Source organism: Vibrio ziniensis (assembly GCF_011064285.1).
GTDB classification, from domain to species: domain Bacteria; phylum Pseudomonadota; class Gammaproteobacteria; order Enterobacterales; family Vibrionaceae; genus Vibrio; species Vibrio ziniensis.
This window is the reverse complement of the sequence record NZ_CP049332.1, coordinates 1,255,944-1,269,965: the sequence shown is the minus strand read 5'-3', so window position 1 is coordinate 1,269,965 and position 14,022 is coordinate 1,255,944. Positions and strand designations below refer to the sequence as shown.

Here is a 14,022-nt window from a genome sequence, read left to right as displayed (position 1 = left end):
GGTATATGGCTGCGTATATTTTCCGTCGTCTGCTGTTGGTTATTCCAACGCTGTGGGCAATCATCACCATAAACTTCTTTATCATCCAAATCGCACCGGGTGGTCCTGTTGAACAAGCGATTGCACAGCTTGAAGGGCAGACATCCGGTGTGATGGAGCGCTTTTCTGGCGGTGGTCAGGAAGTCGATTTATCCAAAGCTGACAACGGCAGCAGTGGTGGCTACAAGGGTTCACGTGGATTAGATCCAGAGGTAGTTGAAGCGATTAAACGCCAGTTTGGGTTTGATAAGCCGCTACACGTTCGATACTTCGATATGCTGAAAAACTATGTCACGTTTAACTTCGGTGAGAGCCTTTTCCGTGGCGGAAACGTGATTGATTTGATAGTCGACAGACTTCCGGTCTCCATTTCATTGGGGCTGTGGAGTACGTTAATCATTTATCTGATTTCTATCCCCTTAGGCATAATGAAAGCGATTCACCACGGCTCACGCTTTGATATTTGGTCGAGCGCGCTGGTGATTGTGGGTTATGCCATCCCTGGATTTTTGTTCGCCATCATTCTTATCATACTATTCGCTAGTGGCAATTACTTTAGTTGGTTCCCGTTACGCAGACTGGTTTCGGACAACTTCGATAGTCTGACTTGGTATCAACAGGTCATCGACTATTTCTGGCATTTGGCGTTGCCAACCTGCGCAATGGTGATAGGTGGATTTGCCACATTGAGCATGCTGACTAAAAACTCGTTTCTGGATGAGATAAACAAGCAATATGTGGTAACGGCGCGAGCAAAGGGGCTCGACGAGGGAAGCATTCTTTATAAGCATGTGTTTCGTAATGCCATGTTGATCATCATCGCGGGCTTTCCCAGTGCGTTTATCAGTATTTTCTTCACTGGGTCGATGTTGATTGAAGTGATGTTCTCGCTTGAAGGTATTGGTTTATTGGGCTTTGAATCCACTATTCAACGAGACTATCCGGTGGTGTTCAGCTCACTCTATATCATGACTCTGCTTGGGTTACTGCTCGGTATTATTTCGGATCTCACCTATACGTGGGTTGATCCGCGCATTGATTTTGAGGCGCGCTGATTGTGTTAGCATTAGTAAAAAAGAAACCCGTAAATCCGCTGCATGTAGCGAGATGGCAGCGATTTAAAGCGAACCGCCGTGGATTCTGGTCGCTATGGATATTTTCACTGCTGTTTATCGCCAGCTTGTTTGCTGAAATGATCGCTAACGATAAGCCACTGTTTATCTCATACGATAGCCAGTGGCTTTTCCCTGTTTCCAATGCTTATTCAGAGACGAAATTTGGCGGTGAGTTTGAAACTGAAGCTGACTACACCGACCCATACGTGGTGGAATTAATAGAAGAGAAAGGCTACATCATTTGGCCACTCATCCGCTTTAGTTACGACACCATCAACTTCAATATTCAAGGTTCAGTGCCGTCTGCTCCGGACTCGGTGAACTGGCTGGGTACGGACGATAAAGGTCGCGATGTGCTGGCTCGCATCATCTATGGTTTCCGTATTTCTGTGTTGTTTGGCTTTGTGCTCACTATTGTATCGTCATTCATTGGTGTGATTGTGGGAGCAACGCAGGGCTATTATGGCGGTTGGTTAGATTTGATCGGGCAGCGTTTTATTGAAGTATGGTCTGGTTTGCCAACTTTGTTTCTGCTCATCATTTTATCGAGTTTTGTAGAACCAAATTTCTGGTGGTTGCTGGGTATTATGGTGCTATTTAGTTGGATGAGTCTGGTGGGTGTTGTGCGAGCCGAGTTTTTGCGTTGCAGAAACTTTGACTATGTTCGCGCCGCACAAGCAATGGGCGTGAGTGATTCTCGTATTATGCTGCGCCACATGCTACCAAACGCTATGGTTGCTTCATTAACCATGATGCCGTTTATTCTCTCTGGTTCAGTGACTACCTTAACTTCCCTTGATTTCTTAGGGTTTGGTTTGCCTGCAGGTTCGCCTTCTCTCGGTGAGTTACTCGCGCAGGGCAAAGCAAACTTACAAGCGCCATGGTTAGGTATATCAGCATTTGTGGTGCTTTCGATGATGCTGACGTTACTAGTTTTCATTGGCGAAGCGGTACGTGATGCTTTTGACCCGAATATGCAAAGGAGAGGTTAGATGAGCGAACATTCGTTAAAAGCCGAAAATCTGTTGAAAGCCGAAAACCTGCTAAAAATCGAAAACCTCTCAGTTGGATTTGGACGTAGTGACAGCATTGAGAAAGTTACCGAACAAGTGTCATTTACTATCAAAAAAGGTGAGACCTTGGCGCTGGTGGGTGAAAGTGGTTCAGGTAAATCGGTCACTGCAAATGCAATTTTGAAACTGTTGCCTAAAGGTTCAGCCCATTATCTACAAGGCAAAATCCAGTTTGCGGGTTTGGACACGCTTAACTGCTCTGAGCGCCAATTGCGAGGTATTCGTGGCGGGCGGATTGGTATGATTTTCCAAGAGCCGATGGTGTCTCTCAATCCGTTACATAAGATAGGTAAGCAGCTGGTGGAAACACTGGCGATTCACCGTGGAATAAGACAGAAAAAAGCGGAAGAATTAGCGATAAGCTGGCTTGAAAAGGTGGGTATTCGTCATCCTCAGCAGAAAATCAATGCTTATCCCCATGAGCTTTCCGGAGGCGAGCGACAAAGAGTGATGATTGCGATGGCGCTGATTAACGAGCCTGAGCTTCTTATTGCCGATGAGCCTACTACAGCTCTTGATGTGTCGGTGCAGGCACAGATACTGGATTTGCTAAAGGCGTTGCAGCAAGAGCTTGGTATGGCAATGCTGTTTATTACTCATGACTTGAGCATTGTAAGACGTATCGCAGACCGAGTGGCGGTTATGCAGCACGGTAAGTTGGTGGAGATTGAAGAGTGTAAGACGCTCTTTTCCTCACCCAAGCACCCATATACCAAACAGCTTATCGAATCAGATCCGCGTGGTTTACCCGTTAGTGTGGCTGAAAACAGCCCGAGTTTGCTGTCAACGGATGCATTGAAAGTATGGTTTCCAATCAAGGGTGGCTTACTGAGAAAAACCGTTTCTCACGTAAAAGCGGTAGCCAATATGAAGTTCGATTTGAGAAAAGGGCATTCTATTGGTTTGGTTGGAGAAAGTGGTTCAGGTAAGTCCACAACAGGTATGGCGATTCTGAAACTGGTCGAGTCACAAGGTTCTATCCGCTATCAAGGTGCAGAGCTACAAGGATTAGACAGAAAAAGCATGTTGCCTTATCGAAGTCGTATGCAGGTGGTATTTCAAGATCCATTCTCTGCGTTGAATCCGCGTATGTCGGTGGCACAAGTGATTGGTGAAGGTTTGAGAGTGCATTTTGAACACGACGAACAAACCATAGATCAGCTGATTTGCGATGTGATGAAAGAAGTTGACCTTGACCCTGAGACTCGCCATCGCTATCCAAACGAGTTTTCAGGTGGGCAGAGACAGCGTATTGCTATTGCGAGGGCTCTGGTATTAAAACCAGAATTTATTTTGCTTGATGAGCCTACCTCTTCGCTCGACCGAACAGTTCAAGCTCAGGTGCTGGATTTGCTTAAATCTTTGCAAGAGAAGTATGGCTTAACCTATTTGTTTATTAGTCACGATTTAAACGTGGTGAAATCGATTTGCCATTACACCATTGTGATGAAACAAGGTGAAATCGTAGAGCAGGGTGAAACTCAGGCTTTGTTCAACAAGCCTTCGCATCCTTACACTCAAGAGCTGGTAAACCTGTCTTCATTCTAAATAGGCTTTAATCCGCTTTTTATTTAACTTTAATCAGCAGTTTTAGATCTTAACCGACAAAGATTAGGTTTTAATCAGCAAAGCTTAGCTTTTAATCAACAGAAGTAAGGTAGTTAAAGCTGAATCCAAATCTTCAATACGCTTAGCTTTTCCAAGCACGCGCATGCCTTGCATTTGTGTGAGGATCAGTTGCGCCAAAGCATGTGAGTCGTGACTTGCACGCAGCTTATTCTGGCGTTGCGCACGAGCAATGGCATTTGAAATGATGCTAATCAAATGATCAAACAGGAAATGACCTTTCTGTAATACGGTGTCATCGGTGCCAGCATGCTCCACGAGCGCGTTTTGCATAAAGCAGCCACAGTTGTTCAGTCTTTGCAGCTCGGCAAATTGCTTTAGAAACTGTTCAAGTTCTTCAAGGGAAGCATGTTCATTTTCCAGTGATGATAGGGCGGGAAAAGAGACTTTTGTGAGGTATTTTTCCAAAGCTTCGTAGTAGAGGTTTTGTTTGTCTCCAAAAGCGTTGTAAAGGCTGAAACGATTGATTTGCAGTGTATCGATCAGGTCAGAGATCGCAGTATTTCCGTAGCCTTTCTGCCAGAATAGCTTCATTGCTTGAACAAGCTTTTCATCTCTATCAAAGTTACTTTTTCTCGCCATATCGCTAGTCTCATTTGCAATAATTAATTCTTGACTGATCGTTTAGAAAACGCATAAAGTCTAACCTAAACGTTCGGTTAGATAAAGCCAAAATAAAAGGAACAACAATGAAATTATACGAATTTGCCCCAACCCCAAGTTCTCGCCGAGTTTCTATTTTCCTCAAGGAGTTAGGTGTTGATGTTGAACGCGTTCAAGTCAACGTTCGTGAAGGTGAAAACTTAACAGACGAATTCAAACAAAAAAGCGTAAACGGCAAAGTTCCTATGCTTGAGCTAGATTGTGGTGTCACTATCTGTGAAAGTGTTGCTATCTGCCGCTACTTCCATGAAGCAACACCAAACAGAAAAAATCTTTTCGGTGAAACACATTTAGAAACAGCTCAAGTTGAGATGTGGAACCGCGTGGTTGAATTCCAAGGTTTGTTCGCGGGTTTCCAAGCATTCCGTAATATTTCTGGCGTGTATAAAGATCGTGAGACTTGCGTAGAAGAGTGGGGTATTGAAAGTAAGCGTCGTGTTGAAAGCTTTTTACCACAATTGGAACAGCAATTAACGGGCAAACCTTACATTGTGACTGAGGCACTAACGATTGCTGATATCACTGCGTTCATATTTGTAGGATTTGCGGAAAAAGCACTGCAAATTGAAGTGTTAAGTCAGTATCCAAATATTGCTCGTTGGTTCAAGGATTTATCTCAACGCCCAGCTTTTCAATAAGTTGCATAACTGATTAATATTGGCCTCCTTGATATTGCTTAAATTCCGAATGAAAGTGTGTGTTATTTGTTCGGAATAATAAAAAGGAGGCTTAGGTTAAATTAACGCATTATTCCTACCTTGTTGTAATCATCTATAAGAATATTTACTCATACTAGCCATAAATTACAGCCTAAACTGGCGGATTACATCTGATAATATTGTCAGACTGCGCTTACAAAAACATGAAATATTTATAAATTTCAATAAGATAAAATATTTTTACCTCTGCTCTCTATTTGACATTAGTCCCATATTTTTTATTCTTACATCCTATTTTTGATATGTATGAGTAAATTGTGAGTCGTTTATTCCTATTATTTATTGCTGCAATAAGCTTGTTTGTTAATACCTACGCGTTGTCAGCACCAAGTGACAGAACGAATACAATGCCGACTAAAATTAAAGTGGCATTGCTTTCGCGTACGCTTGATAATCACGTATATCATGACCCAACTTACGATATCGAAACAGACTATGTGGATAGTTTGGCGAAAAAATTAAATGTGGAAGTTGAGTATGATGTTTATCCGACAATTTCTTCTTTGCACAAAGCTATAGATAATAATGATGTCGATTTGGCGGTTGGCGTTTCTGATAATAGCGATTCCAACTATATCTATAGTTCTTCTTTATATAAAAGCTCAATTGCCATTTGGTATAGAAATAAGAACTTAATGCATGTCTCACCTAATTCAATGAAATGGGTGTGTGTTAAAGACTCTATTTATTGCAAAAAATTAGTATTGCGCGGACTGCCTAATATTTATGAAGCACAAAGCTTTGCTGATGCTATAAATCAAGTGAATTCTGGCTTAGCCGATGCGGTTTTAGATAACTATGTTTCTCTGTTGGCTTGTGTTAACTCGTCGACTCAAACGGTTGGTCGCATTGAAATTCCAGACTGGTTTGGCACTGAGAACATTCGCATTGTCGCACAAAAAAATAGTCAGTTACTGCTACAAAACATCAATCTGATTCTGAACCAAGAAGCGAAAATATCAGGTATTCATTCGGATAATCTGTACCACAAAATTGATGAGGCACGTGCCGCTGCAGCGAATGCGGGTAACCCTGAGATTCGTTATACCGTATGGGATGACTCTTATCCTCTGTTTTATCGTGACACCAGTGGCGAAGTGGCGGGTTTTCTTCCGGACTTACTTAAGTTAATCGAAACGCGTACTTCTATTCGATTCCAATACATTCCTTTAAAAGACGGTGAAACACCTTTAGGGCAGCTAGAGAAGAAATCTATCGATTTTGTGCCAGCCGTACTTATGGATTCACACGATCTTGATTGGACTGCGGTGTCTAATCCTCTGGCTTCCGTGAAATATTTCGCCGTGAGTTATAAGGGGATTGCGTACAACAGAAATGCAAAAGAAGGCGTATTGTTTGACGATACAGGCCCCTATCAAAGCATAAAGAATCGTCTATTTGGCGAAAGCTCAATCACTTACATGAGCATAAAACAGCTAATAGAAGATTTAAAAAACGGCAAACTACGTCAGGCGTATGTGCGAGAGGATATTCTCGATTATCTTGTCGCTAATGATGATGACGATAAGTTGCAGATTAAGCGTCACTCTTACAAAGAAATTGATGTCGCGATTACCGTTAGAGAGGATGATCGTCACATTAGTGATTTGATCGATGGCGTTGCATCGACGATAAACCCTAAAGAAGTCCATCGTCTGCAGAATGGTTATACGCAATTTAATATTGTGTATGGCTATGACAAAAGTTTCGTAATGGTAGGTTTATCTATCCTCGCGGGCATTATCATTTTGCTTGTGTTCATATTCTATCTCTGGAAGAAAAACTTTCAGTTGAAGGTATCCCTCAATGAGAAAGAAGCGCAAAGAACTCAAAATGATCTGCGTTTCTTACAGAACATTATCAATGGTCTGCCGAACCAGATTTTTATTCACGATGCTAACCACAAGCTGCTATTGAGCAACTGTTGCGGTGTTGAAAGCGGTAAATGTAAAAGTTGTACCCTTGCTCAAAAAGTTCGTCCAGACCATATGGTAATCGAGAATGGCGAGGAGCTCTCACGCGTTCTTGACCTTGGAGAAACGATTCAGCGTGACGTAGACGTTCAGACTTGTAGCGCTGGTTTGCAGACCATCGACTATTTCAGAACCCGTATTAGTGGGCCAAGCAGTGCTGATGAGTTTGTATTGACAGTAGTGAACGATGTGTCGGAGCAAAAAGAGCAAGAACGTGCTCTGCGCGCAGCTAACGAAACTGCGCAGCAAGCCGTGCAAGCTCGTGAACGTTTCTTGGCAAGTATGAGCCATGAGCTTCGTACTCCAATTGCGGGTATGGCTGGCCTGCTTGAAATGCTGAAAATTCGTACTGATGACGAAGATACGCTGATGATGATCAACAACATCATTACTTCTACGCGCCATCTGCATCTATTAGTGAATGACATTCTGGATTTCTCAAAACTTGAAGCACAGCAGCTAGAACTGGATCTCGGTGAATGTCACTTGTTGCGTGAAGCGGGTGAATTACTGCGAGTTCACTGTGCTTCAGCTCAGAAAAAAGAGCTGCAGTTCGAAGTCAACTGGCAACCAACACCTGTAAAAGTGGTCAAGATTGATGCTTTACGTTTCAGCCAAATCATCAATAACTTGTTATCTAACGCTATCAAGTTTACTGACGTAGGCAAAATCACGGTTGATATTGCGCTGGATGAAAAACAAGTTTACGTATCGGTGACCGATACTGGCGTCGGTATGAGCAAAGATGTCATTAAGGGTGTATTTAACCCGTTCTTCCAAGCTGATAGTACGATTGCTCGTCGATTTGGAGGAACAGGCTTAGGTTTAGCTATCGTACATAACTTGATCACTGTTATGGGCGGAAAAATCAGCATTGACAGTGAACCTAACCTAGGTACGACAGTCTCGTTCACTATTCCGCATGAGTTGGTTCGAACGTATGAGAGTTCTCATAAGGTAGTGTGCGCGACATACCACGGCACAGATCCCTTAATCAAAAGCTGGATTAATTTCTGGACAAGTAACAGCAACAACAGCTGCTCACTTACCAACATCGATATTTATGACGAAGGTAACTTTGACGACAGTACATGCGCGTACCAACACAACATCGTCATTAAAAAAGACCTCGATGTATTCAGAAGCCGAAATGGTCGTTGTGTATACGTTAACTCAACACCTTTCTTTCCTGATTTGTTATTCGATGCAGTAGTAGGTAATGAAAAAATGACCGTATCAGATGAAGAAGATATGCGCGCTGCGTTGAACGGTAAAGTGTTAGTGGCAGAAGACAACCCAATTAACCAGTTGGTGTTTAAACAGCAGTTAGCTGAGCTCGGTGTCGAAATGGATATCGTCGATAACGGATTGATCGCATTGGAACTGCTGCAAGCAAAACCTATGGAGTACGACCTTCTGATCACGGATTGTCACATGCCAGTGATGGACGGATATGAATTGGTGAATCGTGTGCGCATGCAACCGGAACTTAGCCATATAACACTGATTGGCTGTACTGCCGAAGATTCACGAGTAGCCAATGAGAAAGCGTTGGACTCTGGCTTCGACAGCATGTTGTACAAGCCTTATGGCATTAATCGTATGTATAAGCTGCTTGCCCAATATCTCTCTAGCGCAGAGCCGGAGAGCGAAATGTGGCTTGAGAAATACGATGCTGCTGATGCGCAAATTTTGTCTCAAGTGTATGTCGATACGATGGAAAAAGATTTGGCGTTACTGATAGACAGCAAAGATGACCGTAAGGCAGTTAAAGAGATTGCTCACCGTATAAAAGGTGGTGCGGGTACGGTCGGTGAAACGAATGTCCATCAACGTGCATTAGACCTTGAAAACGGCATGCAAAATCTTGATGGGAACATTGAACATTTATTCGAAAAGTTGATAGCGGATATCTCTATCAGTATCGACCAGACAAAAGCGTGGATAGAAACGAATGCCGCATAGAATTCATAGCGTGCTGATTGTGGATGACGACCCAATCCAGTGTATTACGTTGAAGATTCAACTTCAGACATTCGGTATTACCGAAGTCCGTGTTGCACAAAGCAGCAAGAATGGGTTGGAGATTTGCGAACAGCAAGACTTTGACCTTGTGTTCTGTGATCTCTCTATGCCAGAAGAAGATGGGTTGACGTTTTTAAACGCACTTAATCAACTGGGATACGAAGGCAAACTGTGTTTATTAAGTGGCCATGATAAGAGCATTATCGCATTGGCGGAAATGATGTGTCGTCAGCTTGGGCTAGGCGTGATTTCGTCACAGACGAAGCCTATCTCGAATACGGACTTAGCATCGGTACTTAACGCAGTGACGATAGCGAATCCAAAACCTAAGGTCAGTAACAAAGTTATTGAGTTCTTACGTTCAGATTTGGATGTGGCATTTAATTCCAAGCGATTAGTGAACTTCTATCAGCCACAGTGTCGATTTACTAATGAGACACAGAGTGGAAATGAAGTGCTTATTCGTTGGGATCACCCTCAATATGGGTATCTCAATCCATCGGCTTTTTTACCTATTATCGATAAAGAACAATGGCATGTACGTTTGTTCTTCTATGTATTGGAACAAGCCCTTGAAGACTACCGTAGTGGACCGCTCACAGGTTCTATTTCGGTCAATGCGGCTTTGGCCAATTTTGATGATTCAAACTTTGCATTCCAAGTTTTGGAGTATTGTGAACGCTACAACTTTGAACCAGCAAACTTGATCATCGAAATGACGGAAATGGAAGTGTACAAACACAATCCAACCATGTTTGAAAATTTCGCTCGCTTGCGTCTTAACGATGTCGAGCTAGCTATTGATGATTTCGGTGCGGGATATTCTTCGCTAATTAAACTAGCGGATTTGCCTTTTACTGAAATGAAAATCGACAGGGCGCTTATTACGTCTTGTCATCGCGATAAACGGAAAAGCGCGATTCTTTCACTAGTTGTTTCGATGGCGAAGCAGCTAGATATGCGTCTTGTGGCTGAAGGAGTCGAAGACAATGAAACGTGGACGCATTTACAGAGTATGGGGATAGATCTTTGCCAAGGTTATTTCACCGGAAGACCCCAACCAATTGAATATAAATTAATGGCTTAACGAGGCTAACTGTAATGATTCAAACAAATACTTCTTTAACTTGTCTTGTTGTCGACGATCACCCACTAGTTTGTGCTGCAATTAAACAACTATTGGATAAAGGCGGACGATTCGAAACGATCATTGTTGAACAAGATCCAATTAAAGCACAGAAACTAATTCAAAAAGAACAAATCGATTTCTTGATCCTAGATGTGAACCTAGTGAAATCGGATGGTTTTGAATTACTTCGCCGTATCAAATCTCACGGATTTACGGGTAAATCTCTGTTTATTTCAGCAAATGATAGTCGTCTGTACTCTGAAACGGCGTATAAACTAGGCGCTGACGGTTACGTTTGTAAGTCAGAAGACTTAAATATTTTAAATGATGCGGTTGAATGCATATTAAACGGCTATAGTTTTTACAAGCTAATGAAAGACAGTGGCTCGAATGATGTTCAGTTGTCTAAACAAGAACTTGTTGTATTTACATACCTAGTTGATGGTAAATGTAATAAAGAGATCGCAAGCATTCTCTCTCTCAGCCCAAAAACAATCAGTACGTACAAATCTCGTATTCTTGAGAAGTATAATGTGAAGTCGATTGTTGAACTGATGAGCATCAACAAGAACATTATCTAACTCTAAAACACAAAATATGCCGATGAAAACGAGAAAAAATATCAAGGAAATTGTGCTGACTAGTTTTATGGTCAGCTTAATTCTTTACGTTATATCTATGGTTTTTTACGTTGATTCCCATATTAATGCACGCGAATTGGAGTTTGAAAAATTCTCAAAAACAATGGCGCAGTACAACCAAATACTCTTCTTTACCAGCAAAATTCTTGAAAGTGAAGTGAGTAAGTACGACGCCATTGAAGGAGGGAACAAAGATCTACTGGAAAACCAAGACAGCGGTTTCTATCGCTTCAATGACATCAATGAACTCACTAACATCGATATTGCGATTGAAAATGAGTTTCATCAGTTAGTGAAAGAGATGCCGACTATCCTGCCTCAACAAGATGTCATGTATTACCGTTCATACACCAGCTCGTTGACATCGGTTGATAAGAAAGATGCCAATATCGAGATTGAGCAATGTTTAGGTCGTCGCAACTGTGCGCTTGAAGCTCCGGAAAGAAGACTGTCTGACCGAATCTTGATTTCAGACCCATATAAAAATGAGGCTGGTGAAGTCTTTATTACCGTATCAAGCCCAATCTATTTCCAGAATATTATTGTCGGTGATGTGAACATCGATATGTTCATGTCGCGCTTTGATGGTGTTGCTGATGTACATGTTGAGAAGAAAGTGATCAGTGGGGTGACCTTCTACGAAGTTATTTATGGAAAAAGTTCGATGGACGGTAAGTTTGCGTACAACATCGACTATGTTGCTGACAACTCGACAGTATATGTGTACAAAATTCCAGTACTATCAATTATTTATAAGACGTTGGTTTTCTTTTTTGTTATTTGGATAGCGAGCGGATTCATTTTGTTCCGATTCAAAGAGCTAGATCTGAATAAAATTAAACTCAGTGAAGCTGAAAGCAGCATTGTACAAGATCAGATGACAGGTCTTCTAAACCGCAACGCCCTAGAAAGTGATGATTTCAAAAGTGCTATAAAAGAAAAGGGTGCAAGCATACTGGCTATCGATGGTAACAAGTTAAAGACCATTAATGATACCTATGGTCACCATGTGGGCGATGAAGCCATCAAGCAAATTGCAAATGCAATGAAAGAAGTGTTTCGTGATACAGACTATTTGATTCGCTCTGGCGGTGATGAGTTTCTTGCGGTGCTTCCGGGTTGCAAACGAGATAACGCTTTAAGGCTTGCGTATCGACTAAAAGAGTCTGTGGGCGGAACCACATTTTCGCCATACGCATTAAGTGTAGGTGTATCCGTTGGTGTTGCAGAAATGATGGAAAATGAGCCAGTAGAATCCGTTATTCGTCGTGCAGATGAAAATCTGTATAAAGATAAACAAGAATAACTTTACCTCAAATAGACAACCGTTAAGAAGAGATTACCTTCACTCATATGCAGTTTGGACCTCAAATCATCGCTAACGCAAAAGTATTGGTTGCCGATGATTCTCCGCTCATTCTTACCGACATGAAGAGATTACTCAGGGATATGGGGTTCTCTTCAGTTCGCGTGTTTACTGCCAAAGATTCCAAGTCACTGTTTAAGAAATTGAATGAAGAACAGATGGATGTGATCATATGCGATTACAATTTTGGTGACGATTTAAATGGTAAACAAATCTACGAAGAGATATGTCATTTGGGGCTTATTCCACCTTGGTGCGCATTTATTATGCTGACTGGGGAAAAACAGCTAGAAACGGTAAAAGCGATTGTTGAGTTAGAGCCGGATGAATACATCATTAAGCCTTATACCGCGACAGTAGTGAAAAACCGAATTCTCAGAGCGGTTGCTCGTAAGCATGCTTTGAAAGAGTTGTATGAATTGCCTAAAGATTCAGATATAGAGAAAATTGAAAGCACTTTTGTTGATGCAGAAAAAACACATTCAAAATATACCCCCTATGTCAAACGTCTGTATGCCGAAACACTGATTCAATGCGGCTACTTTTATCAAGGGAAGTTGGTTTACGCGGACCTATATACACACTCTAAATCATCTTGGGTAATGGCCGGCCTGTTGAATGCCTGCATCTTAAATAAAGATTATGACGAGGCGAATCGGCTTTATAACGAGTGGGATAAAGCGAATATAGACAGAAGTGCTTTGGTACATGAGCTAAAGAGTAAACTGTGCCTAATCAAAGGAGAGGTAGGTAAAGCCCTACTGGAAATAGATCGCTCTTTGATTAAGTCGACAAGCATGGACAGACTTTATTGTTACGCCAATCTAAGCGAAATTCATCTCCAATATAAGAAATCGTTCCAGCAATTCTCATCTTATCGCTTGTCGGCTTATCGAACTCATAGGGAAACAAACGACATTCATGTAAATGTGATACGTAATTTGCTTCTTAGTACTCAGCCAAAACAAGATGATGTTCTGCGAGTTATATCTGCGACCAAACAAGAAATGAAGAAAATAAAATGTGCTGAAACGGATGATGAGTATCATGTTCTAAATGAATTGTTTCATGCTCATTTGGAATATATAGCAGGCAATAATAAGCGCTTTCTAGCTCGTTTATCACACAGTATTTACAAGTTGGAGCAGCGCTCTAAAGCGACCGCATTATATTGTGCCAAGTTAGCGTTACTTGCGCAGCAGCCAGAATTATGCCAGTGGGTTATTAGCCGTTTACCGAAATGGGATGAAAATCAAACCGACTGGAATCATCTATTTTTATTGGCGCAAAGACGAGTGTTGGAACATGAGTGTATGCTCGCAACACAAGAGATTGAAAATATGTTGAGCACTATCAATCAGACAATTCGAGATAACAGTGTTGATGGAGCCAACGTTGCATTTCAATATTTTCAACAAAGAGACGGTTGCCATCATGCTGCTCTATCCATGCTGTCCGCAATGGAAAAAGCGTTTCCCAAAGGGTTAGCATCCAATCAGGTTAGAGAACTTATCTTTGAATGTGAAAAAATTTTGATGGATTCGCCAATCCTCAATAAGAGTGATAGATTGGTGGCAAAGAAGAAAAGTGATGCAGCGAAACAGGCATTTAATCGCCGTTTTGCCAATGTATGCTAGGGAAACAATCAAAATT

At 41.8% G+C, this 14,022-nt stretch carries 10 protein-coding genes; 9 read left to right on the top strand and 1 reads right to left on the bottom strand.

The features are described from left to right. Positions 1-5: 5 nt before the first annotated feature. Genes G5S32_RS20690 through G5S32_RS20680 form a run of 3 tightly spaced genes read left to right on the top strand, consistent with a single transcriptional unit; the run spans position 6 to position 3,775 of the window. The gene (locus G5S32_RS20690) at positions 6-1,094 is read left to right on the top strand and encodes a microcin C ABC transporter permease YejB (RefSeq protein WP_165314023.1); all 1,089 of its coding nucleotides are present in this window, start codon (positions 6-8) and stop codon (positions 1,092-1,094) included. A 2-nt stretch (positions 1,095-1,096) separates the two neighbouring features. After that, positions 1,097-2,146, top strand: a complete 1,050-nt coding sequence (locus G5S32_RS20685; RefSeq protein ID WP_425509214.1) for an ABC transporter permease — start codon at positions 1,097-1,099, stop codon at positions 2,144-2,146. Further along, positions 2,147-3,775 (top strand): ABC transporter ATP-binding protein, encoded by a 1,629-nt coding sequence (locus G5S32_RS20680; RefSeq protein WP_165314022.1) that lies wholly within the window; start codon positions 2,147-2,149, stop codon positions 3,773-3,775. It begins immediately after the preceding gene. 84 nt (positions 3,776-3,859) lie between these two features. On the opposite strand, the gene G5S32_RS20675 is transcribed toward G5S32_RS20680, so the two are convergent. Further along, positions 3,860-4,435, bottom strand: a complete 576-nt coding sequence (locus G5S32_RS20675) for a TetR/AcrR family transcriptional regulator (RefSeq protein ID WP_165314021.1) — start codon at positions 4,433-4,435, stop codon at positions 3,860-3,862. A gap of 107 nt (positions 4,436-4,542) precedes the next feature. On the opposite strand from G5S32_RS20675, the gene G5S32_RS20670 reads away from it, so the two are divergent. The 6 genes from G5S32_RS20670 to G5S32_RS20645 all read left to right on the top strand — a co-directional run bounded on the left by G5S32_RS20670 (position 4,543) and on the right by G5S32_RS20645 (position 14,006). Beyond that, positions 4,543-5,154: a glutathione S-transferase family protein gene (locus tag G5S32_RS20670; protein ID WP_165314020.1), complete on the top strand. Its 612-nt coding sequence runs from the start codon at positions 4,543-4,545 to the stop codon at positions 5,152-5,154. Positions 5,155-5,492: 338 nt separating this feature from the next. Continuing rightward, positions 5,493-9,173 (top strand): ATP-binding protein, encoded by a 3,681-nt coding sequence (locus tag G5S32_RS20665; RefSeq protein ID WP_165314019.1) that lies wholly within the window; start codon positions 5,493-5,495, stop codon positions 9,171-9,173. After that, a complete protein-coding gene (locus G5S32_RS20660; RefSeq protein WP_165314018.1) occupies positions 9,163-10,320 on the top strand; it encodes an EAL domain-containing response regulator in 1,158 nt (385 codons plus the stop codon). The genes G5S32_RS20665 and G5S32_RS20660 overlap by 11 nt, the downstream gene beginning before the upstream one ends. A 14-nt stretch (positions 10,321-10,334) precedes the next feature. Further along, complete coding sequence (locus tag G5S32_RS20655) at positions 10,335-10,943, top strand: response regulator transcription factor (protein ID WP_165314017.1); 609 nt, start codon at positions 10,335-10,337, stop codon at positions 10,941-10,943. A gap of 52 nt (positions 10,944-10,995) precedes the next feature. Beyond that, positions 10,996-12,309 carry a GGDEF domain-containing protein gene (locus G5S32_RS20650; RefSeq protein ID WP_246201141.1) on the top strand — a complete coding sequence of 438 codons (1,314 nt, stop codon included), beginning with the start codon at positions 10,996-10,998 and terminating at the stop codon, positions 12,307-12,309. A gap of 47 nt (positions 12,310-12,356) precedes the next feature. Further along, on the top strand, positions 12,357-14,006 hold the full coding sequence (locus G5S32_RS20645) for a response regulator (RefSeq protein WP_165314016.1): 1,650 nt from the start codon (positions 12,357-12,359) through the stop codon (positions 14,004-14,006). Positions 14,007-14,022: the final 16 nt, after the last annotated feature.